At 59.8% G+C, this 24,595-nt stretch carries 20 protein-coding genes; 15 read left to right on the forward strand and 5 right to left on the reverse strand.

The window, feature by feature from the left end; genetic code table 11:
* The 6 genes from VL598_RS07760 to VL598_RS07785 all read left to right on the forward strand — a co-directional run.
* The coding region (locus VL598_RS07760; RefSeq protein ID WP_325326121.1) for a LysR family transcriptional regulator at positions 1 to 864 on the forward strand (864 nt) is incomplete at its 5' end.
* A gap of 261 nt (positions 865 to 1,125) precedes the next feature.
* Positions 1,126 to 2,478 (forward strand): MFS transporter, encoded by a 1,353-nt coding sequence (locus VL598_RS07765; RefSeq protein WP_325326138.1) that lies wholly within the window; start codon positions 1,126 to 1,128, stop codon positions 2,476 to 2,478.
* A 338-nt stretch (positions 2,479 to 2,816) separates the two neighbouring features.
* A complete protein-coding gene (locus tag VL598_RS07770; protein WP_414718677.1) occupies positions 2,817 to 5,177 on the forward strand; it encodes a hybrid sensor histidine kinase/response regulator in 2,361 nt (786 codons plus the stop codon).
* Between the two features lie 323 nt (positions 5,178 to 5,500).
* Complete coding sequence (locus VL598_RS07775) at positions 5,501 to 6,589, forward strand: porin (protein ID WP_325326122.1); 1,089 nt, start codon at positions 5,501 to 5,503, stop codon at positions 6,587 to 6,589.
* A gap of 294 nt (positions 6,590 to 6,883) precedes the next feature.
* Positions 6,884 to 10,252, forward strand: a complete 3,369-nt coding sequence (locus VL598_RS07780; RefSeq protein ID WP_325326123.1) for a bifunctional diguanylate cyclase/phosphodiesterase — start codon at positions 6,884 to 6,886, stop codon at positions 10,250 to 10,252.
* Between the two features lie 14 nt (positions 10,253 to 10,266).
* Positions 10,267 to 10,989 (forward strand): hypothetical protein, encoded by a 723-nt coding sequence (locus VL598_RS07785; RefSeq protein WP_325326124.1) that lies wholly within the window; start codon positions 10,267 to 10,269, stop codon positions 10,987 to 10,989.
* Between the two features lie 195 nt (positions 10,990 to 11,184).
* Here the strand turns inward: VL598_RS07785 and VL598_RS07790 are convergent, their stop codons facing one another.
* Positions 11,185 to 11,787 carry a rhomboid family intramembrane serine protease gene (locus VL598_RS07790; protein WP_325326125.1) on the reverse strand — a complete coding sequence of 201 codons (603 nt, stop codon included), beginning with the start codon at positions 11,785 to 11,787 and terminating at the stop codon, positions 11,185 to 11,187.
* A gap of 255 nt (positions 11,788 to 12,042) precedes the next feature.
* Complete coding sequence (locus tag VL598_RS07795; protein ID WP_325326126.1) at positions 12,043 to 12,897, reverse strand: MipA/OmpV family protein; 855 nt, start codon at positions 12,895 to 12,897, stop codon at positions 12,043 to 12,045.
* Between the two features lie 186 nt (positions 12,898 to 13,083).
* Here VL598_RS07795 and VL598_RS07800 point away from each other — a divergent pair, with 186 nt between their 5' ends.
* Positions 13,084 to 13,557, forward strand: coding sequence for a response regulator (locus VL598_RS07800; protein ID WP_325326127.1), 474 nt, complete (start codon positions 13,084 to 13,086; stop codon positions 13,555 to 13,557).
* Between the two features lie 63 nt (positions 13,558 to 13,620).
* Here the strand turns inward: VL598_RS07800 and VL598_RS07805 are convergent, their stop codons facing one another.
* Both VL598_RS07805 and VL598_RS07810 read right to left on the reverse strand, forming a co-directional pair.
* The gene (locus VL598_RS07805) at positions 13,621 to 14,952 is read right to left on the reverse strand and encodes a cation:proton antiporter (RefSeq protein WP_325326128.1); all 1,332 of its coding nucleotides are present in this window, start codon (positions 14,950 to 14,952) and stop codon (positions 13,621 to 13,623) included.
* Between the two features lie 34 nt (positions 14,953 to 14,986).
* Positions 14,987 to 15,352: a DUF3175 domain-containing protein gene (locus VL598_RS07810; RefSeq protein ID WP_325326129.1), complete on the reverse strand. Its 366-nt coding sequence runs from the start codon at positions 15,350 to 15,352 to the stop codon at positions 14,987 to 14,989.
* Between the two features lie 208 nt (positions 15,353 to 15,560).
* On the opposite strand from VL598_RS07810, the gene VL598_RS07815 reads away from it, so the two are divergent.
* The 8 genes from VL598_RS07815 (at position 15,561) to cydB (ending at position 24,216) form a co-directional block, all read left to right on the forward strand.
* Positions 15,561 to 16,115: a ferritin-like domain-containing protein gene (locus tag VL598_RS07815; RefSeq protein WP_325326130.1), complete on the forward strand. Its 555-nt coding sequence runs from the start codon at positions 15,561 to 15,563 to the stop codon at positions 16,113 to 16,115.
* A gap of 88 nt (positions 16,116 to 16,203) precedes the next feature.
* Positions 16,204 to 16,758: a type 1 glutamine amidotransferase domain-containing protein gene (locus VL598_RS07820; RefSeq protein ID WP_325326131.1), complete on the forward strand. Its 555-nt coding sequence runs from the start codon at positions 16,204 to 16,206 to the stop codon at positions 16,756 to 16,758.
* A 118-nt stretch (positions 16,759 to 16,876) separates the two neighbouring features.
* On the forward strand, positions 16,877 to 17,494 hold the full coding sequence (locus VL598_RS07825) for a hypothetical protein (protein WP_325326132.1): 618 nt from the start codon (positions 16,877 to 16,879) through the stop codon (positions 17,492 to 17,494).
* A gap of 34 nt (positions 17,495 to 17,528) precedes the next feature.
* Positions 17,529 to 17,717 carry a DUF3008 family protein gene (locus VL598_RS07830; protein WP_325326133.1) on the forward strand — a complete coding sequence of 63 codons (189 nt, stop codon included), beginning with the start codon at positions 17,529 to 17,531 and terminating at the stop codon, positions 17,715 to 17,717.
* Positions 17,718 to 17,812: 95 nt separating this feature from the next.
* Positions 17,813 to 18,640 (forward strand): Ku protein, encoded by an 828-nt coding sequence (locus tag VL598_RS07835; RefSeq protein ID WP_325326134.1) that lies wholly within the window; start codon positions 17,813 to 17,815, stop codon positions 18,638 to 18,640.
* 51 nt (positions 18,641 to 18,691) lie between these two features.
* Positions 18,692 to 21,532, forward strand: coding sequence for a DNA ligase D (ligD, locus tag VL598_RS07840; protein WP_325326135.1), 2,841 nt, complete (start codon positions 18,692 to 18,694; stop codon positions 21,530 to 21,532).
* Positions 21,533 to 21,770: 238 nt separating this feature from the next.
* A complete protein-coding gene (locus VL598_RS07845; RefSeq protein ID WP_325326140.1) occupies positions 21,771 to 23,216 on the forward strand; it encodes a cytochrome ubiquinol oxidase subunit I in 1,446 nt (481 codons plus the stop codon).
* A complete protein-coding gene (gene cydB, locus VL598_RS07850; protein WP_325326136.1) occupies positions 23,203 to 24,216 on the forward strand; it encodes a cytochrome d ubiquinol oxidase subunit II in 1,014 nt (337 codons plus the stop codon). The genes VL598_RS07845 and cydB overlap by 14 nt, the downstream gene beginning before the upstream one ends.
* Positions 24,217 to 24,235: 19 nt before the next feature.
* On the opposite strand, the gene VL598_RS07855 is transcribed toward cydB, so the two are convergent.
* Positions 24,236 to 24,595, reverse strand: a 360-nt coding sequence (locus tag VL598_RS07855) for a DUF3005 domain-containing protein (RefSeq protein WP_325326137.1), incomplete at its 5' end; no start/stop codon positions are given.

The raw sequence follows: 24,595 nt of genomic DNA on the forward strand, positions 1-24,595 counted from the left end.
CTTGAAGACCGGCTCGACACACGTCTGCTCAACCGCACGACGCGCAGTGTGTCGCTAACGGAAGCTGGAAGCCTTTATCTCGAGCGTGCGCGGCAGATCCTGGATGACATTCAGCAACTGGATCAGTCCGTCGCGACAGGCAGTGGCGAATTTTCCGGTGAACTCAGGATCGCCGCATCCGTCAGCCTCGACGTGAAAGCGGTTTTGCCCGCGGTTCAGTCGTACGTGACGCAACACCCGAAAGTCGTACCGCACCTTTTCTTCGTCGATGACAGCGTGGACCCCGCAGAGGAAGGGGTTGACATCGGCATTGCGCTGCAGACAGCCAGCGAAAGCGCGGTGACGCAGCGACTTGTGAGTTGCCCCCGAGTTGTGTGCGCAACCCCGAGCTATCTCGATAAGCACGGGGTGCCAACGCATCCCGTTGAGCTCGCCGAGCACGCCTGCCTGAGTTTGTCTTCGGAGTCCGCGGACCGTTACGTATTCACGAGCATCGCTGACAAAATACAGGCGAGCCCAACGAGTATTCTTGTAACGAACAACCCGCCAATGCTCCATCAGTTCGCGCTGTGTGGTCTAGGCATCGCCATTTTGCCGGCGTACATGGTCGCCGACGAGATAATACGCGGTGACCTTGTGCAGGTATTGCCGGACTATCAGTTGCCGCACTTCGAGATGAACGTGACCTACCCGCGCCATCGCGCCGCTAACGGGAAAATTCGCAGTTTCATCAGTCACCTCGTAAAGCACTTTGACCGTGAATGGATCAACACGGTGAGCGACGCGCCCATAAACGCGACAAGGCCAATGGCTGATCCGCTGCAGCACGAGGAGGAAGAGGCGGAAGAGGCGGCGCTTTGCTGACCATTACCGGCTTGTGACGGGTTCGATAAAAGAGCCGTGAATAAGGCGACGCTGCGCACCTCACGAAATTCTGCAACAATCGCGCGGTCGCCGCGTTTTGCCGTTGGCACGCCGACAGAAAGCATTTTGAAAAAAACGCCGGTTGCCGAATTCGATGAGGTCTGATTCGTCGGGCACGTCCGGGCCGGCAAACCATCGACGAGTTACCCGTTGTCCGATACCTCCGCTTCCGACGCCAGCACATCCGCGGTCCATTCATCCATGTCGGGCAAAAGCCGTCGCGGCATGGCCGCGGTACTTTTGGCCGTCGCGCTTGCGACGCTCGATACGGCCATCGCAAACACGGCTTTGCCCGCCATTGCCGCCGATCTGCACGCGGCACCCGCGGCATCGGTGTGGATCATCAACGCTTACCAACTCGCCATTGTCGCAACGATGCTGCCGTTCGCCGCGCTGGGCGATATCGTCGGGCACCGACGCATCTACATTGGCGGTTTGGCGGTCTTTACGGTCGCATCTCTGGCCTGTTCGGTTGTATCCACGCTGCCCATGCTTACGGCGGCTCGCATTTTGCAAGGCTTCGGCGCAAGCGCGATCATGAGCGTCAACACGGCGCTCATCCGCCACCTGTACCCGCCAGAGCGACTTGGGCAAGGCATGGGTTTGAATGCACTGACGGTGGGTGTGTCTCTGGCCATCGGACCAACGGCTGCTTCTATCATTCTTTCGATGGGCGCATGGCCGTGGCTCTTCGCGATCAATGTACCGCTCGGCATCATCGCGCTCGCATTCGCGCTGCCTGCGTTGCCACAGACAAAACGCGGCGCGCATAGCTTCGATCCGGTGGCCGCTTTGTTGAACGTCATCGCCTTCGCTTCGCTGATCTTCGCTCTCGGTGAAGCGGCGCAGCGCGAGCCGGCATTGCACGTCTTGGCTGCTGCTGCGATTGCAGTGGTCTTCGGCATTCTGCTCGTGCGCCGCCAAGCGGGCCATCCCGCGCCGATGCTGCCGATCGATTTGTTCGCGCGGCCGGTGTTTGCGCTGTCGGCCCTCACTGCGGTTTGCTCGTTTGCGGCGCAAGGGCTTGCCTTTGTATCGCTGCCGTTTTTCTTCGAGGACGTATTGCATCGCAGTCAAGTCGAAACCGGCTTTTTAATGACACCTTGGCCCGTGGTCGTCGCGCTGGCCGCGCCATTCGCCGGGAAGCTGTCGGATCGGTATTCGCCGGGTCTTCTGGGCGCGATCGGGCTAGCTGTGCTCGGTGTCGGCATGGCGTCGCTTGCGCTCCTGCCGGCTCATCCGACCGTCAATACGATCGCCATCAGGATGGCGATATGCGGCGCGGGGTTTGGTTTTTTTCAATCGCCTAATCTGAAAGCCATCATGTCAAGCGCGCCGCCCGAGCGTAGTGGCGGCGCAAGTGGGATTATCGGCACCGCTCGGCTCCTTGGACAGACGACGGGTGCCGCCTTGGTGGCGCTTTGCTTCGGTATCGCAGGACGTCATGGGCCGACGCTCGCACTGGCGTGCGGAGCGGTTTTCGCCGGTGCGGGGTGCGTTGCAAGCGGACTGCGGCTCTTTACGCCATCGAAAGGCGTTGGACGCGCGGCGTAACGAGCGCTTGTGTCTTTGCCATTCGACGGCGCGCACACGCCACACCGGCCGACGGCAACGTGGCCGGCGTCGCGAATGCGAGGGCACCAAGAAGGCTGCGTGTCGCACGGCCAATTACGGGCTTGGCTTATCCGAGACCGCGAATATGTAACGGACCCGTACTTTCGCGTGTTGCCGTAGTATCTTCCGAAAGAGTTCTCACACTTAACTCGCGCTGCGTGGCCTTGCCTGTATTGTTCGGCGGATAGGGGGCATTTTGTTTCGGCCCATTTGTCTGGCCGAAAGGAGTCGTGCCACAAGCATCGTTGGCAGCAGTGCAGCTGTTATCGGGAGGTCAAGTGTCGGGTGTCCTGCCAAGCGTGCCGGCCGACGGGGAATGGCTTTCCATCTGGGAGAAAGCGACAACCGACTATTGCATTTCGCTGCTGAGCTCGAGCGGCGCGATCTTGAGTTGGAACGCGGGCGGCGAGCATATTCATCGCTACCGGCCCGAGGAAGTCATCGGCCAGCATTTCTCTCATTTGTACACGGAAGCCGACCGCGCGGCGGGCGTACCGCAGGCGGCATTGCAGGCCGCGCGCATGCACGGTCGTCATGAGGCCGAAGGTTGGCGTCTGCGTCGGGATGGCTCCACGTTTTGGGCCAATGCCGTATTCACCCGGCTCCACGGGCCCGACGGCGAGATGATCGGATTCGTGCAAGTGGTGCGCGATGTCAGCGATAAGCGCGCCGCACACGAAGCGGCGATCGAAAGCGAGCGACGTTTCCGTCTGCTCGTTCAAGGCGTGACCGATTACGCGATATTCATGCTCTCGCCACAAGGGTATGTGACGAACTGGAATCCGGGAGCACGCCGCATTAAGGGCTACACCGCCGAAGAAATCATCGGCTCTCATTTTTCACGCTTTTATACGCCCGAAGACCGCGAGGCCGGTGTGCCGCAAGTCGGTCTTGCCACGGCTGCACGGGAAGGCCGCTTCGAGGCTGAGGGCTGGCGCGTGCGGCGCGACGGCAGCCGTTTTTTTGCCCACGTGGTGATCGATGCAATTCATGATGACGATGGCAATCTCATCGGATTCGCGAAGGTGACGCGCGACATCACCGAGCGGCGGCGCGCGGCCGAACAGCTTGAGCAGACGCGCGCGGAGCTTTTTCAGTCGCAAAAGATGGAGGCGATCGGCAAGCTGACCGGCGGTGTCGCTCACGACTTCAATAACGTGTTGCAGGTGATCCGCGGCAACCTCGAGCTGCTGCAAAACCAATACAAGGTTGATGAGTGGTGCGGGCAGCGCATTGGCAATGCGCTCGAAGCGCTGGCGCGAGGAGCCAAGCTGGCATCGCAGTTGTTGGCGTTCGGCCGCAGGCAGCCGTTGCAACCGAGTGTCGTGAATTTGTCGCGTGCTGTGGCCGCGATGGATGACATGCTGCGTCGGACGCTCGGGGAACGCGTTCACCTTGAAACGATGATCGGAGACGATTTGTGGAATACGCTCGTGGACGCGCATCAGCTCGAAAACGTGATCCTGAATCTGGCGATCAACGCGCGCGATGCGATGCCGCGGGGAGGCAAGCTCACGCTCGAGCTCGCCAACGCGGTCCTCGATGATCGGTATGTCGCGGCACTCACCGATTTGAGTGCCGGACAATACGTCATGCTGGCAGTCACCGATACGGGCGCGGGCATGACGCAGGACATCATCGATCGGGCATTTGAACCGTTCTTCACCACCAAGCCAGAGGGCAGCGGCACCGGTCTCGGGCTCAGCATGGCGTATGGTTTTGTCAAGCAGAGCGGCGGGCACATCAGGATTTACAGTGAAGTGGGGCACGGCACGACGATCAAGGTGTATTTGCCGCGTGCGCTCGAGGCCGAAGCGGAGCCTGTGCTTGCTACGCACAACTCGACGGCGACGGCCGGCAATGAGACCGTGCTTGTCGTCGAAGACGATCGCACGGTGCAGGCAACCGTCGTCGAAATGCTTTCCGGACTTGGATACACGGTGTTGTGCGCCGATGGCCCGCTTGCGGCGATGATAATCCTTCGGAGCGGCGCGCATATTGACCTGTTGTTGACCGATGTCGTGATGCCTGGCTCGCTGAGCAGTGCTGAGATGGCTCGTCGGGCGCAGTCGCTCAGGCCTGAACTGAAGGTGCTGTTTACGTCGGGGTACACGCAAAATGCCATCGTGCATGGCGGGCGCCTCGACCCCGGCGTTGAACTGCTTTCCAAGCCTTACGGCCGCGAGGAGCTCGCACGTAAAATTCGCGATGTGCTGGGCGCGGTGAACAGGCCGCATCCTGCGGTGCTCACGACGACCGAGGTTACCGCAGGGGCACAATCTTCCTCTGCACAAGCACCATCGCGCCACATTCTGGTTGTTGACGACGATCCGGGTTCGCTGGATGCGGTCACGGAAATCGTGCGCATGCTCGGTCATGACCCGCACACGGCGATCAGTGCGCACGAGGCACTCGAGATGCTTGAGGGCGAACGCTTCGATGTTCTGCTTACCGATATGCACCTGCCTGATATGACGGGAGTCGAGCTCGCACACCGCGCCACCCGGGTGCATGGCAACTTGCGCATTGTTTTCGCATCAGGGGATCCGATCGAGCTCGACGACTCGCTGCCTTTCGGCTGGCGTGCGATCCACAAGCCCTTCAGCGTCGATGATCTGAGCGAATCACTTCGCGCCTGAGGTGACGCCTCTTTATGGCTTTTGAGCACCGTTCTGCCTGAGTTTCGGCGGCTGCTGCGCGGATGCTAGGGCGAGACCCAAGCTCAATGCGCGCCGGCCGAGATCGCCTTGCGGTGGCAAACATTCTTCCCGCATTTTCTTCGTGGAAAAACTGTTCCTTTTTAGCTGAGACCGTTCCCAGTAGTTTAAAAAGTCTGACTTTTTGACTATTGTCAGTTTGGGTGACGGTTGGGACCGACTAGGCTTGCACCGGACCATCCCCGACACGAAGACAGCGCCGCTCTGCCCGAATACCAAAGAGAGCCGCGCCACTGGGGGAAGTCATGAAACGCTGGACAGTTTGCGCCATGCTTTGCGCATTGGCTGGCAGTGCCCGAGCGGACAATCTCATGCAGATCTACGGCATCGTCGACGGCGGCTTGGCGTACGTCACCAATGTCGCGGGCGCTCATGTCTGGTCTCAAACAAGCGGGGTGGCACAATCCAATCGTTGGGGATTGCGCGGCAGCGAGGACCTCGGCGGCGGCAACCGCGCGATATTCCGGTTGGAAAACGGCTTCACCCTCAATGACGGCCGGTTCTCCCAAGGTGGGTTGGAATTTGGACGGCAAGCCTTTGTGGGCTTGCAGAGCAATCGTTTCGGCACGCTAACGCTCGGCCGCCAATACGATTTCATGACGACCAATCTCGCCGGCTTTTCTTCGGGGATGCTGACGCCGTCCGTGTTCGCCTTCCATCTCGGCGATCTCGACCGTCTCGGCGCTGAACGCATCGATAATGCCGTGCGCTATGTCACACCGGAATTTTCTGGCGTGCAGCTTGGTGCGCTGTATGCGTTCGGCGGCCAACCTGGAAGCCTTTCGTCGCATAGCGCCTTTGGTTTCGGCGCGTCATATCATGCTGGTGATTTCAAAGCCGGTGCCGCCTACGTCCAGATTCATGATTTCACGGCCGCTTTCGGCATCGGCACAACGGTGCTCGGTGCCCCGCTAGTCGGAACCTCGTCGCTTGGGCTACTGCCGCGCTTTCAAACCTTCGACAAACTCACAGGCTCTGGCTTCGGTGCCAGTTATCAAGCAGGTCCGGCGCTTTTGCATGCGCTCTTTACGATGGTCGAACTAGAGCAGAACGGCGAGCGAGCGTCGCTGCATATCATGGAGGCCGGCGTAAAGTATTTGATCACGGCTGCGTTTTCGGTAGCAGGCAGCTATGCTCGTTCAACGCTGGCAGGCATGGGCTGGAATCAGTTTGTCGCGGGCGCTGACTACTTGCTCTCCAAGCGAACCGACGTGTATTTGAATCTTGTCAACTTGCGTGCCAGCGCCGGTGTTCAGGCGCAATTGTTCACGCTTCCTGCATCGTCGTCGAGCAGGCAGACCGTCCTCTCGCTTGGGTTACGGCATACGTTTTAAATCCGCTGAATCAGCTAAGCAACTTTTCAGCATCGGCCTCAGGCTGGGGTGCGGCTCGACCGCATAATTAGTTTTGCAATGAATTAGCGCTTTAAATAACCGATGGTTTACTTCATACGACTGTTGGGGTTTGTTTCGATAGGGTTTTCGTCCGTTGAATCGGTAAGGCAAAACGTTATTCTCCTAACAAAACGACAGCAGCTAACGTGATGGCTGCAGTGCCGCGCACAAGCGTGGAGGGGTTCGGTTAACGGTTCGCGGCGCGATGCTGTTCGGCATCGCCTGGAGAGGGTGGTGCGCGAAAAATTCGATCGTGTGCGACGTTTTTGCCGTGAACGCTATGCGATGGGGTGGGCGTTAGGCGTGCTGTTGCTCGGGCTCGCCGCTACGTTCGTAGTTCACGGGCTGCTCGCCGCACTCGTCCAGCGTGAGGCGAGGTTGCGTTTCGACAACGACTCGCGCAGCGTCGAACAGCAAATCGCCACGCGCGTGCGTCTCTACTCGGATGTGCTTGTCACGATGCGCGCCTTGATGAGCGCCGATTCTCAAGTAACACGTGACGAGTTTCGCGACTTCGTGTTGGGCCTTGATTTGCCCGGGCGTTACCCGGGCTTTCAGACTCTGAATTGCGCGTACTACGTGCATGATCGGGACCTTGCCGCGTTCGTTGCTCGGCAGCGTGTCGACGTAAAGCTGAAAAGCGCGGGCGTGCAGTTTTCAGTTCGCCCCCCGTCCCGGCAATCTACCCACGAAATATTGACCTACGCGGAGCCGCTCGAATCGAATGCGTCCACCATTGGCATCGATCTCGAAGCCATGCCAGGGCGGGGTGACGCAGTGCAAGCACTGCGGGATTCGGGCGAAGCGGTCAGCAGCGGACGCCGTCTCTATGCTGAGCGCGGTGCGCGATACGTCGGCCTCGCCATGCGTCTACCCGTCTATCTGAGGGGCATGCCGACGGTGACGGTCGACGAACGCCGTCGAGCCTATGTGGGCTCAGTGGGCGCTGGCATTCGCATTAACGACATGATGGCGGGGCTTCTTAGCGCCGAGACGCTGCGTGTCATGAACTATCGCATCTACGATGTCGGCAGTGTCCATTCTCAGGAAACCGATCCCTCGCCGGAAAACTTGCTATACGACAGCGTCGTAGGGGCATCTGTCGCCGCATCCGCGTCGGGCGCTGGCGTTCGCGAAGGCGGTCATGCCTGGGGCGGGGCGTCAGCAAGACTACCTCGATTGAATCGGCTCGCAACACAGCTTTTCGCTGGAAGGCTATGGGTGATCGCGTTCTCGGCAGATCCGGCAGTCCTGATGGGTTCGCAGCGCTATCTGCCTAACTTGGCAATATGGTCAGGATTCCTTATCAGTTTGCTGCTGGCGGGATTGACGTATGCGTTGTCGAGTTCGCGTTCGCGCGCAGTGAAGGTGGCCGATGTCATGACGGCCGACTTGCGTGAGAGTGAGCGGGCGCTCGCTGAGGCGCAGCGCATCGCACGACTTGGCGATTGGCGAGTCGATCTGAGCGACGGCACCGTACACGTTTCGCACGAGATGGCACGTCTGCTTGGGAGGCGGACTGGCGCTTCGACACTGCGGATGCTACTGCGCGCGATCGAGCGATCCGATCGCCGCGTGCTATGGCGCCATTTGCAACTCACGCTCGAATCCCGGGAACCGTTCGAGCTCGAATGCCGCTATCGTTCGATGCGAGGCAGGCCAGGGTGGCTCCGCATTATCGGTCATGCATGCGCGGCACAGGGTGGCACAGGATTGCGCGGCACGGCTCTCGAAATCACCAAGCAAAAGTCGATCGACCGCGCGCGTGAACTCGAGCATGCGTTTACGCTCAAGCTCGCTACTGCTACGAACGAATCTGATGTGTTTGCGGAGTTGATTGCACTGCTGACGAAAGGCATGGACTGGGATGCGGGCGCGTTCTGGCCAACGCAGGCTGGGCACGAGCAACGGCTGCAACCTTTTTATTCGACCTCCGTTGGTACGCTAAAGCCGCGCTTACGCGCGCGCAGTCTCGATGTGCTGGCCGAAGAAACCGTACCTGCGTTACCGCGGTGGGCCGTCGAACGGGACGCTTTCTCATGGTTCGGCGAAGGCAGAATCTGCACGGCGTTTTCATTCCCGCTGCGCACGGGCACCGAAGTGCTCGGAGTGGCCGAATTCTATGCGTGCGAACGGCGCCATGCTGAGCCTCAGGCGCTCGTGATGGCGCAATCGATTGCGAGTCAGATGAGCCATTTTATGCAGCGGCGTAGGGCTGAAAACAACTTGCAGTTCCTCGCCAATCACGATGTCTTGACCGGTCTCCCGAACCGTCTCATGTTCAAGGTGCATCTCGAGGATGCCTTGGCGCGCGCCGATGCCGATAAATTGACACTCTACGTTCTCTTCATCGATCTCGATCGGTTCAAGGATATCAACGACTCGCTTGGGCACAACGTTGGAGATCAGCTCTTGCGCGCCGTGGCTGACAGGCTCAATAGTCGTGTGCCGGAAGCGGATATGATCGCGCGGCTTGGGGGCGATGAATTCATCGTACTCCTAACGGATCGTCGAGACGGGCCAGCGGACGTGTTCGCATCGATAGACCGCATACAGGCGGCGCTGGCGCATCCAGTGGTAGTGAGCGGCATGCAGCTGCAAGTGAGTGCGAGCATTGGTGTGAGCGCGTTCCCCACAGATGGGCGCGACGCGCAGACGTTGCTGAAGAACGCAGACATTGCGATGTATGGCGCGAAGCAGCGTGGCAAGAATACCTACCAGATGTACATGCGCCAGATGAGCATGTCGTTGCAGCGGCGTGTGCAGATGGAGGCATGCATGCGGCAGGCTTTGCAAAACGACGAATTTGTATTGTTCTACCAGCCCCGGGTGGATTTGAGAACCAACCAATGCACCGGCGTCGAAGCGCTCATTCGCTGGAACAGTCCCACCCTCGGGCACGTGATGCCAAGCGATTTCATACCGCTGGCCGAGGAAACGGGGGACATCGTGCCGATCGGCGCCTGGGTGTTACGCGAGGCTTGCCGTCAGGCAGCGCAATGGCGCGAGAGCGGCGTTGGCGACATTCAGGTGGCCGTGAATCTCTCCGCGCGGCAGTTCGCGGACTCGTGCTTGCAAGACACGATTCTCGAGGCGCTGAAGGACGCACGTCTGCCTGGCAACTTGCTGGAACTCGAGTTGACGGAAAGCATGGTCATGCGTCATCCCGAGCAGGCAGTGAGATGGCTTGCGGATATCAAGAAGACGGGGGTGCGCTTGTCGATCGACGACTTCGGCACGGGTTACTCCTCGCTCGCCTATCTGAATCGCTTTCCGATCGACACCGTCAAGATCGATCGGTCATTTATTCGTCATTTGCCGGAAAGCCATAGCGATGCCCAGATTACAAGCGCCGTCATTGCGCTTGGTCACAGTCTCGGCTTGACGGTCATTGCCGAAGGTGTCGAAACACAAGCGCATATCGACTTTTTGCGCGAGGAAGGCTGCGATGAAGTACAGGGGTATTTCTTCAGCCGTCCCATAGGCGCCGGCGACATGAGGGTCTTTCTCGATCGGCCGATCCACCCGGATTGCGACAGGCCGTCGCAATCCTCCCCCGCGGACAAACCCGGTGCCAATCCCGGACGTTCGTATTACACCTGAGACGGAGAACCACCATGCAACAGCGTGGACATGACGTCGCCGCCATGTGGCGCGAGATCGATGCGCTCGACTTCGAAAGAATCAAGGCGAAGTTGCTGCACCGGCATCATGGCAAGATGACGGCGCAGGCCGTGGCGCGCGCCGAAGCAGGCTATCGGCAGTTTCTGAAAGTGGCCGCCAAGTATCCGGAGGAGCCGGTCGTACCGAGTGAGGAAGTCGACGAGTTCTGGCATATGCACATTCTCGACACACAGCGCTATGGCGCCGATTGCGAGCGGATCTTCGGCCATTTCATGCATCACGACCCGTATATCGGCATCGACGGCCCCGAGGACGAGGCGCGGCTGCAAGAGGCCGCACATCGCAGTCATGCGCTTTTCATGCGCGAGTTTGGTGAGGCGGCGCAGGCGCCAGCGTATTGCATCCGGTCGACGGTTGATTCATCCAATGCTGCCTATTGCATTCGCTCGGAGGTGGATTATTCATCGGCTGCTGCCTACTGCATCCGTTCGGCAACGGAATCGTCGGCTTCGGCCTATTGCATTCGACCGATGACACAGGTTTCGTCAACTGCGTATTGCATTCGCCCCATGGCCGAGGGCACATCGTCAGCGGCCTATTGCATTCGTGCCATCGCGAATGCACCGTATTCGACTTACGGTCTCAGCATGACGGCGCACGGGGCACGTCCCGCATACTGCATTCGGGCCATGCGCCAGCCCCAGTGCGTGGCGTAGCCCGACGTGCTGCGCGGCGCGAATGCGCAACCTCTTATAGCAGGTACGTCGATTGGCAGATATCCCCGATAACCGCCTCTATTGTGTCCGGCGCGCACATTCGCCAACGGATATGCGCGCCGGCTCCCGCTCTCATTGCCGCAAATCAACGACGGCACATCACTGTGAGGCTCTTCGTGGATTCGGGAAAGCTAATCAATTGAAACGTCGCGGATCGATTGGCTGCCGTGGCCACAGAAGGAGACAGATGAGTGCGCCGAGCATGCCGCCCAGATGCGCCAAGTGCGCGATGCTGCTCGTCCCGGCCCTTACGCCAAGCAACAGTTCGGCTGCCGCATAGCCTGTCGCAAATAGCCATGCCGGCATTGGTATAGGGGGAAACAGCAAGACGACCCGACGTCGCGGAAACAGCACGGCATAAGTCACAAGCAAGCCAAAGACGCCCGCGGATGCACCGACAGTCGGGTAACCGGCGGGCGGTGATGCGAGCAGCACAGCGAGTTGCACGAGGGCACCAGCGATGACGCTTGCCGCGTAGAGTGCGAGTAACCTCATGCGTCCGAGCGCCAGTTCCACGTCACGGCCGAACATATAAAGCCCGAACATGTTGAAGAACAGGTGAGCCAAGTTTGCGTGCAGCAAGCTGTAGGTGCCGATCTGCCAGAGGTGAAATGGCGATGCACGGGGCACGCTGACTGATTCGGGTGGCCACAATGCAAAAGCCTCGATCATGGGCTTCGCAAAGGCACTTTCCAAAAGAAAGCCGGCGATGTTCAGCGCGACGAGAAAAAAGGTCATGGCACCGCCACGCTGATCGACACGGCGTTTATCGAGCCTGCGCCCACGGCACGTTCTCGCTCGTCCGTTTTACTGTCTGTTCTATCCTGCACGGCACATGCCTCGCGCATTTCGATAGATAGCCGGATGCAAAAACCCTGCCTGTATGGCCTTCATCGCCTTGGCTCCCGTAACGCAGACAGTGCGGCGGCAGTGATCCCGACGAGCGGCCCTGGTCGTCTGCGTACGCGGTTAGCGAAGTTTCGGCGGCGGCAATCAGAACTGATAGTCGACTGAAACTTCTATCACACCAGAGCCGGCGCTTTGGGTAATCGGGCTCTTCGCTGCGGAGCCAACGAGTTGCTGGAATGCCACGTTGCCGCTCACGAACCAGTGCTTGGCTGGGATCCACGTTGCCGCGATGCCGAAGCCGAACGATTTCATGCCTGCGGACGCGCTATAGGCTGCGCGTCCCGAAGTTACTGCTTCTGCCGGCGTGATGCCGAACCAGCTATTCATGTAGCGCGAGTCGGCGAACGTCAACGTCGGGCCCGCGAACCACGCAAATTTCTCAGAGCTGCCGGGCATCGGCATGTAAGCACCCAAATCGCCAATCCAGCCGTTGTCGCCGCCGACGTCACGAAGCAGGTCAGCACGGATGACGAGTGGGAACGACTTGGAAATGACGTATTCGCCGAACAGATGGGCCGACGGCGCGGGATTGATGTTGTTCAGCCCGTGCAGATGATCGGGATCGTCCGCCGACCTCCTGCCGAGTTCATAGGAAACCGTGAAGCCTGCGCGCCAATTCGGGCCGGTCAGCAGGTTGACCCCGAGCCCCTCGCCGGTGGAAAGAAAGTAGCGGTCGCGGTAACGGATGTCGATGCTGGGTCCGGCTATCACGTGATAGCTGTCGGCACCGTCGTAACGTGGCTGGAAGACGACTCCGGGGCCGAGGCGGATTCGCCACGTGGGCATGTTCGGCGTAAACATTTGCTCGAGCATGATGCCGGCCGAAAATTGCCATTCCGCGAGCGGAGAAGGGGTCTGCGCTGCCGCCGGCGTTGGCAGCAACGATGCGCTCAGCAGGGTGGAGAGCGCGAGATGCGATGCCGCAGTAGAGGCTCTCATCGCGTGTTCCTTTTTTGATCTGCTTCACCGAAATGCAGCGTCCCGTACTGGGTCAAACGTGCGGACCCGACGTTTATCCTGCCAGAACGGACAGCAATGCGCATGCTTTTTTGTACCTGATCAGGCGGGTTCGCATTTTGCATCGCAATAAACCGTTGCCGGTAACGGCTACAACGGGAGCTGCATGTGAACGACCCTCGCGAAGGCGATGCCAATGAAGACGTGGTGCTGTGGGGAACGTTCAAGCCGGCGATGGTCGACCATCGCCGCGTGCTGGTTGTCGACGACTATCATGACGCGGCCGAGGCATTGCAACTTTTGCTCGACGCCGACGGTTTCGAATGCCGCGCGACCAGCGACCCACTCGAAGCTTGCACAATGGCTCGGGACTGGCAACCGTTCGCGGCGCTGCTCGATATCGCGATGCCTGGCATGGATGGGCTTGAGCTAGCCCGCCGCTTGCGCGCTGACTCGAGCACAGCGCATATCTTGCTCATCGCTTGCAGCGGCTATGCGTCGTCGCTCGACCGGCAGCGCGCGAGAGAGGCGGGGTTCGACGCGCACTGTGCGAAACCCCTTACACCGCAGTTGATGCTGCGCGTTCTCGAGAGGGCCACCGATGGCCAGCTCGTTCGAGACAGTTGGCCTCATGCGAACTGACGAGGCAACTGGGCGATTCGTCGAACTCCGTACGCTACGAGTACCTCTCAAACCAGTGAACAATCAGCTGCGTCTGGCCTCGTGCTTCATGCGAGAGCGTCGATACCGATTCATGAGTGGCGTTGCCGAAACGCCGTGCACAAAAACAGAGGCTGTGACGACGGCGAGCGCGAGCGGTGCGAGCGCTCGCACTTGTTCGCTGTGATTTTTCTCGAGGGCGTCGGCAAGGTAGTAGATTGTGCCTACACCACGAATACCGAACCAGCTCATGAGTCTGCGTGCTCTGGGTGGAACGGGCGATCCGAGCAGAGATAATTCGACCGCTGACGGTCGCACGACGAGAAACAAGACAAGTGCCAGTCCAACACCTTTCCACGTAAAAAGTGGAGCGTCCAGTGTGGCGAGGAGATTGCCCACGACGATCATCATTGCCATCTCGGCGATTCGTTCGATTTCAACAGTAAAGCGGAGCACGGTCTCGGCGATGTAGGCGTGCGCCTTGTCAGGATGCGCTGCCGTCGCGGACGGGTCAGTTGGATCCAGTACGCCGATCGCGTCCTGCGGCGAGCGCTCGCCCGTCGCACGATGCTCGACGCGTCGCATGGCGACGCCGGCCGCGAACGCGGCAAGAAAACCATACGCGTGTGTCAGCTGCGCCGCGCCGTACGAAAGACCGATCAGCCCCAACGCGAAAAATCCTTCCAACCCGAGTGCCTGTGCATGGTGCGTACGCAGCCACGTTACGGTGTGCGTTGTCGCAAAGCCTAGCGCTGCCCCTATGGCGATTCCGCCCGCGATGCCCCATGCCGTCGCGCCGGCGAGTGCCAGAAGTGGCGTCGAGCGTGGATCGATGAGCTCACCGGTACAGACCATCAAGGCGACGATTACAAACGGCTGTGCGATCCCGTCGTTGAGCCCACCCTCACCGGATAGCGCGAAGCGGACGATATCCTGGTCGTTGGCATCACGCACCTGCACGTCGTGCGCCAAGACCGGGTCCGTCGGGGCGAGCATCGCGGCGAGAAGAAACGCGGAGCCCCATGCTAGGCCGCCCCCCCATGCGCCGACCAACGCAATCATCGGTACCGTGACAATCATACCGAGCACGCCGAGTCTCAGTGGCAGCGCCCAGCGTTTGTCCGATATCGGCAGACGCAAACGCAACCCGATGGCAAACAACGAGACGAGCAGCGCAACTTCACTTAGCACACGCACGAGGTGGGCATCATGAATGATGTCGAGCGAGAGCATTCCGGCCCCGTCGGGGCCAAGTGCGAAGCCCGCCGCGAGATAGAGCATTGCGCCCGTCACGGGCAACGGCTTGAGGAACGAACTCGCGACGCCCATCCCGACACAAAGGCCGCCGACGATCAGGAACCAGATGGCTTCGTGCATGCGGTGGGCGGCGTACGGGCGAAATGGCCGTGGCTCATCGAGAGCGGCCGAACGCCTCGCGCAGCTTTCCCTTCGCGTTTTCGAGCACGCGACGGCGTGATTTCGGCAGGTTCTTGCCGGCGCGGTTCACGTAAAAGTTCAACATCGACATGGCCGATTGAAACGGCGTGCCCCGACGGCGTTGGCTGGCGAGCGCCGATTGCTTGAGCGATTGCGCGATTTCCTCAGCGTTGCCTGATTTGAAAATTCCGCTTTCGAGATCGAGCGCATCGCTTTTTTGCATCACCTCGTGTGACCAGCGGCGCGGCGTCTTTTGGGTGCCGCGTGTCTGCTCGCGCTGGCGACGCGGAGAGTGGGAGCCGTGGCGGGTCGATGGGTGCAATTCTGACGAACGAGGCATCGGTATTCCTTTCTACAACGATCCAATAAGAATTCGCGCTATTCGTACCAGCTTGAAAACCGCAATTGCCATGCCTCATGCCTCGCCGCCGCTTGAGCCGGGTGAGCGACCTGGCACGCGGAATGCCAGAGCTAGCTGTATTGCATGCTGACGGTTTCGAAATCGGCACGCGCTAGGTATTTCGTCAGCACAACAAACGGAGAAAACTATGGCTCATCAACCATTCTTGACCGACGTTCAGGAGATTCGCAGGCGTGCGCGCGAGCACATTACGGAGGGCGCGGTGACGGCCGGCTACAAGGCGGATCGCGACACTGTCCTCAAGCTGTTGAACGATGCGCTTGCGACGGAGATCGTCTGCACGCTGCGTTATCGGCGGCACTACTTCATGGCCAAAGGCATCGATTCGAAAAGCGTCGCCGACGAGTTCATCGAGCATTCGAGGCAAGAGCTTGAGCATGCCGATCTCTTGGCCGAGCGGATCGTCCAGCTTGGCGGCGAACCGAACTTTTCGCCCGAGGGGCTGCTCATGCGCAGTCACGCCGAGTATGTCGAAGGCATTTCGCTCGTTGACATGATCAGGGAAGACCTCGTGGCCGAGCGCGTGGCAATCGACAGTTACCGCGAAATCGTCGAATACCTCGGCGAGTACGACCCGACCTCGCGCCGCGTCATGGAGACCATCCTGGCTCAGGAGGAAGAGCATGCCGACGACATGGCAGATCTGCTTGCGGGGTTCGAGGACAAGACGAAACCGGTTTGAAGCGGGCGCGTGCCTTGCTGTTCTTTACTGATGGGCGCTCAATGGGCACTGGTTGACTGCCTGCTCACCTATTCGAGGAGTTGGATTCATGGCTAAGAAGTTGGAAGGTTGCAAGGTCGCGATGTTGGCGATGGACGGTTTCGAGGAAGCGGAACTGATCGAGCCGAAGCGCGCGTTATTGGAAGCCGGGGCGACTGTGCACGTCATCTCGAAGAAGCCCGGCTTTATCCAGGGTTTCCGACATACTGACCGTGGCAGCACGGTGACTGTCGATCTCACGTTCGATCGTGCGAGTCCGGATAACTATGACGCCGTCGTTTTACCGGGCGGTGTCGTCAACGGCGATGCGATTCGTACGCTACCCGAAGCACAAGCCTTTGTTCGAGCGTTCGATAGCGCGCATAAGCCAGTCGCAGTGATCTGCCATGGCGGGTGGTTGCCAATCTCGGCCGGGATCGTCAAAGGTCACACGATGACGAGCTGGCCGAGCCTGCAAGATGACTTGCGCAATGCAGGCGCGACGTGGGTCGACCAGGAGGTCGTGGAAGACGAAAACTTCATTACGAGTCGCAAGCCGGACGACATTCCGGCATTCAATCGGACGCTCATCGAGCGGCTCGCGCAACATGGGAGAGCGGCGTGAGGCGGTAGTGCCGGCCGCGAGCGCTTTCGAAGGGAAGTTGGAGGACATCGTGTTAATCAGGACTGCGAAACGATTGCGTCGATGATTTTCGGGGGGCGGAGGTAAGGGAGGTTCAGTTATGTCGCTCATTGTCGCTGGCCGGTTTACGACGTTTTCGGACGCGGAGTCGGCGGCCCGCCGGTTGTTCGATAACGGCTTTGTTGAAGAGGACGTCACGCTGTTTTTTGTCAACCCGAGCGGCCAGCACGCACGCTTCGCCGTGGGCGGCGACGAATACGCGGATCCGCAGGCGGCACGCGCTTCATACGGAGCGGGCAAGGGCGGCGTGATCGGCGCAGTGGTTGGCGCAGTGGTGGGTGTTGTGCTGTTCAGTGCGCTTTCAGCCCCCTTTCTGCTGCTGGCCGTGGCCGCGGGGGTGGGGGCTTATCTCGGATCACTGATCGGCGCAGTGACGCATACGCGCGGTGGCGGGAAAGCGCCCGACGAAGCTGTGTTTCACGAATCGCGCGAATCAGGCGTGCTGGTCGCGGTACATGTGAATCCTGAGAATCAGCAAGCAGCGGCTCGCGTGCTGCGCGAGGCGGGTAGCGTCGAGGTTGAGCGTGCGCATGGACGCTGGCAGCACGGCCGCTGGGCGGACTTCGACCCGACAAAGGAAGTCGAGCCGCTCGATGCGCAGCCCGCGAACAGCAGGTCGCCGGACGTTCGGCCGCGTAGTACGCCTGCCCATCGCTGACGGCATGCATGTCGCATTGCAGGAGGAGGATCAAATGCCAGCCAAATCGAAGGCGCAGCAAATGGCGGCCGGTGCGGCACTCGCGGCGAAGCGCGGGGAGCGCAAGGCTAGCGAGCTGAAGGGAGCGTCGAAATCGATGCACAAGTCGATGAACGAAAAGCAACTCGAGGAATTTGCCTCGACAAAGCAAAAAGGCAAGCCTCAGCACAGCGCAAAGTCCTGACGTTTTTTTGTTTCACGGCCGCCGCCGCGTGTCATTTCATGCACTACCGTTCAAAGGCCTGTTGCGTGAACAGGCGCTAAACAGAAGGAGCTGCCATGTCACGCGTAATTTGGAGAGGAGCGATCAGTTTCGGGCTCGTCAATGTACCCGTGCAATTGCAGACGGCCACCCGGCCGGAGCGCACCAGCTTCAATTTGATCGACAAGGAGACGGCCGATCCCGTTGGCTACAAGCAGATCAACAAACGCACCGGCAAGGAGGTGAAGCGCGAAAACATCGTGCGGGGTTTCGAGTACGAAAAGGGGCACTATGTGCTGCTCGCCGATGAGGAAATTCGTGCCGCGAGCCCTGAATCGACACAGACGGTCGACATCGTGGCTTTTGTCGAGGCGTACTCGGTTTCGTTCCTGTATCTCGATACGCCCTACTATCTCGTGCCCGAGCGGCAGGGGAAGAAGGCCTATGCGCTTTTGCGCGAAGCGCTCGCGCAAACGTCGAAGATCGGCATTGCCAATGTGGTGCTGCACAACAAGCAGCATCTGGCTGCGCTTATTCCGGCAGGGCCCGTGCTTGCGCTTAATACGCTGCGTTGGGGCGGCGAGGTACTGAGCATCGAAGAAGATGCGCTGCCACCGGTGGACGCTAAAAAAGCAGGCGTGTCCGCGCGCGAGATCGACATGGCCAAAAAATTGATTGAGGATATGACCGCGCCATGGAATCCGGCCGAATACCGCGACACGTTCCGAGAGGAAATCCTGGCGCTCGTCGACAAAAAGGTGCGCGAGGGCAAGACCCGGGAAGTCAGCGAAGCGGCGAGCGCACCGGCAAAGGTGCGCGAAACGGCGGACGTCCTGGATCTTTCGGAACTGCTCAAGCGCAGTCTGGGGCGCGGTAAAGGCAAAGGCAAGCATGCGGCGGCTTGATAGTCTTGCCGCCCGCGTGCATGAACTGTTCGATGAAAATAGGCGACGACGATGCCGGGAAAACTTAACGTCTACCAGCGAAAACGCCGCTTCGACAGGACGCCGGAGCCTTCAGGCGAACCAACGAGCGCGTCTGCGGGCACGACGGCGGCCAAGCGCGAGCGCCATGCACTTTCATTTGTGATCCAGGAACATCACGCGCGGCGGTTGCACTACGACTTTCGTCTCGAGCTCGACGGCACGCTTGTTTCGTGGGCGGTACCCAAAGGCCCTAGTCTCGATCCCTCCGTCAAAAGGCTCGCGATACACGTCGAAGATCACCCGCTCGAGTATGGATCGTTTGAAGGCGAGATACCCGAGGGCAATTACGGCGCCGGTACTGTCATTGTTTGGGATCGGGGTAAGTGGGAGCCCGTGGGCGGCATCAATGAGGCACGCAAAGCGTATGCAGCGGGCAGGCTGAAATTCCGGTTGGATGGTGAAAAGCTGCATGGCGGCTGGGCGCTCGTCCGTAGCGGCATGGACAGCGGCGCGCGCAGTGGCGAAAAGGAGCAATGGCTGCTGATCAAAGAGCGCGATGAGGATGCACGCAGCGAAACGGAGTTCGACATCATTGAGCAACGGCCCGGCAGCGTCATGGCCGAGCAACCCCAGCCAACGGATGGCAGGCGCAGGCGTAGAACTGCGAGGGCGGGCAACGGGGAAAATGTTTCCGCGAGCAGCGCCGATGACAAGGTTGAACGATCGAGCGCCAAAACGAAAGACACCGTAAAGGGCGATGCGGGCCGGCTCGCCGTTCCGGCAAAGGCGCTACATGCGGGTGCGAAGGAGACGAGGCGTCCTGATATCGTCGCCACGCGCACCGCTGAATCGCTACGCGTTCTCGCCGCAAATCCCTGCATCGAGGGCGCCGTCAAGGCGCCGATACCTGAGGCGCTGCGACCTCAGCTCGCGACGCTTATCGACACGCCGCCCGACGGCGATGATTGGTCGTACGAGATCAAGGTCGACGGTTATCGGATGTTGACGCGAATCGATCGGGATGACGTTAAGCCCGTGCGCATTTTTACGCGCAATGGACTCGATTGGACGAAGAACTTTGGTAAGCAGTGCGAATCATTCGAGCAGCTCGACGTGCAAAGCGCGTGGATCGACGGCGAGGCAACGGTACTCGATTCGTGCGGCATCCCGAGCTTCCAGGCTTTGCAAAATGCGTTCGACGCGAACCGGCCACAGGCGATCGTCTTTTTTCTGTTTGATCTGCCCTACCTCAACGGCTTTGATCTGCGCAAGGTTCCGCTCGTTCAGCGACGCGCGCTGTTACGGGCGCTGATCGAAAAGGCCGATGACGAGATCGTCCGGTTTTCTGAGGACTTCGCGCTCGACGCCGAATCGCTTTTTCAAAGCGCCTGCAAGATGGGCCTGGAGGGCATCGTCGGGAAGCGGCTCGATAGCCATTATGTGTCGACGCGGAGTAGGGCATGGGTCAAGCTGCGGTGTCGCCGGCGGCAGGAGTTCGTCATTGGAGGCTATACCGAGCCATCGGGAAGCCGTCTCGCTTTCGGCGCCTTGGCGCTGGGTGTTTACGACGAAGAAGGAAAGCTGCGCTATTGCGGCCGTGTCGGAACCGGGTTTGACACAGAGACGCTCGGCGCACTCAAGCAAGCGCTCGACGAAAGGGAAACGAAACGCATGCCGTTCGCCGAGATGCCGAGTGAGCGTAGCCGCACGCCGGTTCATTGGGTGCGGCCCGAGCTCGTGGCGGAATGTGAATTCTCGGAATGGACGAGCGAAGGCATTGTGCGCCAGGCGTCGTTCATCGGCCTGAGGCGTGACAAGCCCGCGCGGGAGATCGTGCGGGAGTTACAGGGAAAAGGAGCCGACATGGAACATGAGACTCCCGGCAGTGTTGCATCCCAAAAGCCAAATAAATCTGCGCCTTCCCGCTCGAATCGAGGCCCGGCAACGAAGGCGAGCGGACGCGCACGCAAGGGCGCCGTCAGCGAAACTGTCGAGGGGGTTCGGATTTCCAATCCGGACAGGGTGATGGATAAGTCGATAGGTTTTCGGAAGATCGACCTCGTGCATTACTTTCATGCCGTGGCACCCTGGATACTGCCGCATTTGAAAGAACGGCCGGTTGCGCTCGTGCGTGCTCCCGAGGGAATTGACGGTGAGCTGTTTTTCCAGAAGCATACGAGCCGGCTCGAGATTCCGCACGTGACGCAGCATGAAGGACTGGATCCTGGACATCCGCCGCTGCTGACAATCGAGGGCATGGCCGCGCTCGTCGGTGTCGCGCAAATGGGAACAGTGGAACTGCATAGTTGGAACGCGGTCGCGACGAATCTGGAGAAGCCTGATCGCATTGTGTTCGACCTGGACCCTGATCCGGCGCTTGGCTGGGAGCGGATGATCGAGGCGGCATTATTGACCCGCTCTCTGCTCGAGGAGCTTGGTCTTCGAGCGTGGTGCAAAACGAGCGGCGGAAAGGGAATTCACGTCGTGGTACCGCTTGCAAGGCATGCGGGCTGGGATGAATTGAGGGATTTCTCGCAAGCGGCAGCGCAGCATATGGCCTCGACGTTGCCCGATCGATTCAGTGCGAAGATGGGTGCGCAAAATCGGCGCGGGCGAATTTTCATCGATTATTTGCGAAACAACCGCGGCTCAAGCACGATCGTCGCTTACTCGCCTCGCGCACGGCCCGGAATGGGGGTCTCCGTTCCGCTCACCTGGGATGAGCTCGAGCGCACCACGGGCGGTGCGCAGTGGACGGTGGCCAACGTGCACGAGCGGCTCGGCACCCTGAGCGTAGATCCGTGGGCTGAATACTGGCGCGTCAAGCAACGGATTACGCGAGAGATGAAGGGGCGATTACAAGGCAAGTGACAAATAATGAGTGGCGAATCTCGCGCCATGGGATGTAAAAGAGGCTGCCTGCAATCGGTGGGCGAGCTTGCCATCGCCGCTCAGTGTGTTCGGATGGAGCATGCCGCGGCACTAGCTCCGTCGCCGCTCGAAAACGCAGATTGACTGGCGAATGCTGAAAGAACAGCGACCCGGTATTGCTTTTGCTGCAATCCCGCGGAGCACCTCACTGTTTTTTCCTACACATTATTGATGTCTCATTGCTATGAGCGCACTCGTCCTGTCCCGGCTTCAATTCGCGTGGGTTGTCGCTTTTCATATTCTTTTACCTGCCTTTACTGTCGGCTTGTCCTGTTACATAGCGACACTGGAGGTCTTGTGGTGGGCTACGAAACGCGATGTCTACCGGAGGTTGTCGGCTTTCTGGCTACGAATCTTTGCGGTGTCGTTCGGTATGGGCGTGGTGTCGGGCATCGTCATGCCGTTTCAGTTCGGCACCAACTGGAGCCGCTTTATGGCGGCGACGTCCAGCGCAATCGGCGCACAGATGACGTACGAAGTGTTGACGGCTTTCTTTCTCGAATCCGCGTTTCTCGGCGTGCTGCTGTTCGGCCGCAAGCTCGTACCTCAGTGGGCGCATGTGTTATCCGCAGTGTTAGTGGCGCTTGGCACGCTGCTTTCTGCGTTTTGGATCCTCGCGGTCAATAGCTGGATGCAAACGCCGCGCGGCTATCACCTCATCAATGGCAAGTTTGTGCCCGATAGCATGCTGGCCATTATTTTTACTCCATCGCTTCCGTATCGGCTCTCACATACGGTAACAGCCTTTCTCGTCACGACGGCATTCGTCATATTGGGCGTTGGTGCACATTATTTGCTGAAAGAACGTGCTCGTGAGGAAAGCCGGTTGATGATCAAAATGTCGCTCGTCTTTCTCGCGTTCACCGTGCCCTTGCAAATCGCGCTCGGCGATGCCCATGGCCTCAACACGCTTGCGCACCAGCCGGCGAAACTTGCGGCGATGGAAGGCCTATGGGAAACAGGCCGGCGCGTCCCGGCCACACTCTTTGCCATTCCGGACCAGGATGCGCAGACCAATCGTTTCGAAGTCTCCATCCCCGTTCTCGCAAGCATCTACCTCACGCATGATCCTAATGGGCTAGTTGTCGGTCTTAAGGCGTGGCCGCGCGACGAGCAGCCCCCCGTTTTCGTCGTCTTCTTCGCTTTCCGCGTGATGGTGGGCGTTGCCGTTCTCATGTTTGTCATCGTCGTTTGGGGGCTCGTTCTGTGGCGCGGACATCGGCTCTATACGAGCCGAACTTGGCTTCTACTTTGCCGTGCTGCTATCCCGCTCGGTTTCATCGCCGTGATTGCGGGATGGACCACGACGGAAGTCGGTCGCCAGCCCTGGACTGTGTATGGCCTCATGCGAACGGCCGATTCGGTGACACCCTCACTGACCGCCAGCGACGTTGCGCTTTCGTTTTCGCTCTACGTAGTCAGCTATCTGGTGATTTTTGGCACGGGGCTGGTTCTCATGAGGCGGCTTGTCGAAATCGGCCCCGGTGGCCACGAGGACCGTGCGGTCTTGGAGCCGAAAGAGCGCGGCGCCCGACCACTTTCAGCCGTCAGCCACGCATCGAACACGGTCGCTGGAACATCTGCGCCGCCAACTGGTGCCGGAGGCGACGATGCAAGCGCTTGATCTCGTCCCGCTGTGGGCGGCCATACTCGGCTTCTCCGTGCTCATGTACATCCTGCTCGATGGCTTCGACCTTGGTGTCGGCATTCTCTTTCTTGCGCGTACCAACGAACGCGATCGCGACTTGATGGTCGAGACGATTTCGCCCGTATGGGACTTCAATGAAACGTGGCTCGTGCTCGGCGGGATCGCCTTGGCGGCAGTGTTCCCCGTGGCATTTGCGATCGCCATTCCGGCCGTTTACTTTCCGGTGTTGTTCATGCTGCTGGGCCTGATCTTTCGCGGTGTCGCCTTCGAGTTTCGACACGTGCCGCGCGCGAACAAGCGGCTATGGAACATTGCGTTTTGCTTAGGTTCGCTCGTCGCCACCTTTGCGCAAGGTACCGTGCTTGGGATGTTCATCCAGGGCTTCACCCAAGCCGAGGGCCGATTCATCGGTACGAGCTGGGACTGGATCGCGCCGTTCCCCCTCTTCACGGGTCTTGGTCTTATTGCCGGCTACACGCTGCAGGGTGCCACTTGGCTCATCATGAAGACGGAAGGGGAGCTCGAACAGTGGGCGCGTCATGTCGCGCAGCGGGTGATGGTACTTGTCTTCGTCTTCATTGCCGCGGTCAGCCTTTGGACCCCGCTCATGAGTCCACGCATTGCGAATCGCTGGTTCAGTTGGCCGAACATCGTGTTCTTCTCGCCGGTGCCGATCGTGACGCTGGCACTCGCCGCACTGCTCGTCCACAGCGCGCGCAGCCAACGCATACTGCTGCCGTTTGTCTGTTCCGTCGGGCTTTTCTTCGTGTCTTTTTCGGGGTTGGTCATCAGCCTATGGCCGTATATTGCGCCACCGTCGACTACGCTTTGGCAAGCAGCGGCGGCGCCAGTTTCGCACGAGTTCCTCATGATCGGAACAGCATTTGTGTTGCCGGTCCTCATCCTCTATGTCATCTGGTCATACTGGGTGTTTCGTGGCAAGGTGCGCGGCGAGACGGGGTATGGTCACGATTAACAGTGCGTAGGCTCTCCCTTCACGATTGTTCGCCGCTGCTCTCTCCCGATTCGCCATCCTCGATGCGATCGAGCGTGAAGATCTGCTCTCCGCGCACACCGTTAGACCCTCGGGCGATGTCGACCATGCCGACGGTACGCACCCGCCATCCTTCGCGCGTCGCGATGACCGGCATCGAGCCGCCTGCTCGCGTATCCAGGTCGACGAGACCTTCGGCCGGAACGGGTACGTTGTTTTCGAGCGTCGCGTTGGAATAAACGATGTTGTCCTGCCATTGCGACGCATCGCGCATTGCTTCGAGCCCTTTGCCGTCCGTATCGACCGTGTCGTCCGTAAGTGACATGCCCGCATTGTCGACCGATACGATGCGCGAATTGGC

Origin of the sequence: Trinickia sp. (assembly GCF_035492435.1) — a bacterium.
In the GTDB taxonomy this organism is placed as follows: domain Bacteria; phylum Pseudomonadota; class Gammaproteobacteria; order Burkholderiales; family Burkholderiaceae; genus Trinickia.

Coding starts and splice junctions, on each gene's coding strand:
- VL598_RS07805 (WP_325326128.1), bottom strand. CDS start 14,952: ATGCACGAAGCCATCTGGTTCCTGATCGTCGGCGGCCTTTGTGTCGGG.
- VL598_RS07765 (WP_325326138.1), top strand. CDS start 1,126: ATGTCGGGCAAAAGCCGTCGCGGCATGGCCGCGGTACTTTTGGCCGTC.
- VL598_RS07790 (WP_325326125.1), bottom strand. CDS start 11,787: ATGACCTTTTTTCTCGTCGCGCTGAACATCGCCGGCTTTCTTTTGGAA.
- VL598_RS07795 (WP_325326126.1), bottom strand. CDS start 12,897: ATGAGAGCCTCTACTGCGGCATCGCATCTCGCGCTCTCCACCCTGCTG.
- ligD (WP_325326135.1), top strand. CDS start 18,692: ATGCCGGGAAAACTTAACGTCTACCAGCGAAAACGCCGCTTCGACAGG.
- VL598_RS07820 (WP_325326131.1), top strand. CDS start 16,204: ATGGCTAAGAAGTTGGAAGGTTGCAAGGTCGCGATGTTGGCGATGGAC.
- VL598_RS07810 (WP_325326129.1), bottom strand. CDS start 15,352: ATGCCTCGTTCGTCAGAATTGCACCCATCGACCCGCCACGGCTCCCAC.
- VL598_RS07830 (WP_325326133.1), top strand. CDS start 17,529: ATGCCAGCCAAATCGAAGGCGCAGCAAATGGCGGCCGGTGCGGCACTC.
- VL598_RS07835 (WP_325326134.1), top strand. CDS start 17,813: ATGTCACGCGTAATTTGGAGAGGAGCGATCAGTTTCGGGCTCGTCAAT.
- VL598_RS07785 (WP_325326124.1), top strand. CDS start 10,267: ATGCAACAGCGTGGACATGACGTCGCCGCCATGTGGCGCGAGATCGAT.
- VL598_RS07815 (WP_325326130.1), top strand. CDS start 15,561: ATGGCTCATCAACCATTCTTGACCGACGTTCAGGAGATTCGCAGGCGT.
- VL598_RS07825 (WP_325326132.1), top strand. CDS start 16,877: ATGTCGCTCATTGTCGCTGGCCGGTTTACGACGTTTTCGGACGCGGAG.
- VL598_RS07775 (WP_325326122.1), top strand. CDS start 5,501: ATGAAACGCTGGACAGTTTGCGCCATGCTTTGCGCATTGGCTGGCAGT.
- cydB (WP_325326136.1), top strand. CDS start 23,203: ATGCAAGCGCTTGATCTCGTCCCGCTGTGGGCGGCCATACTCGGCTTC.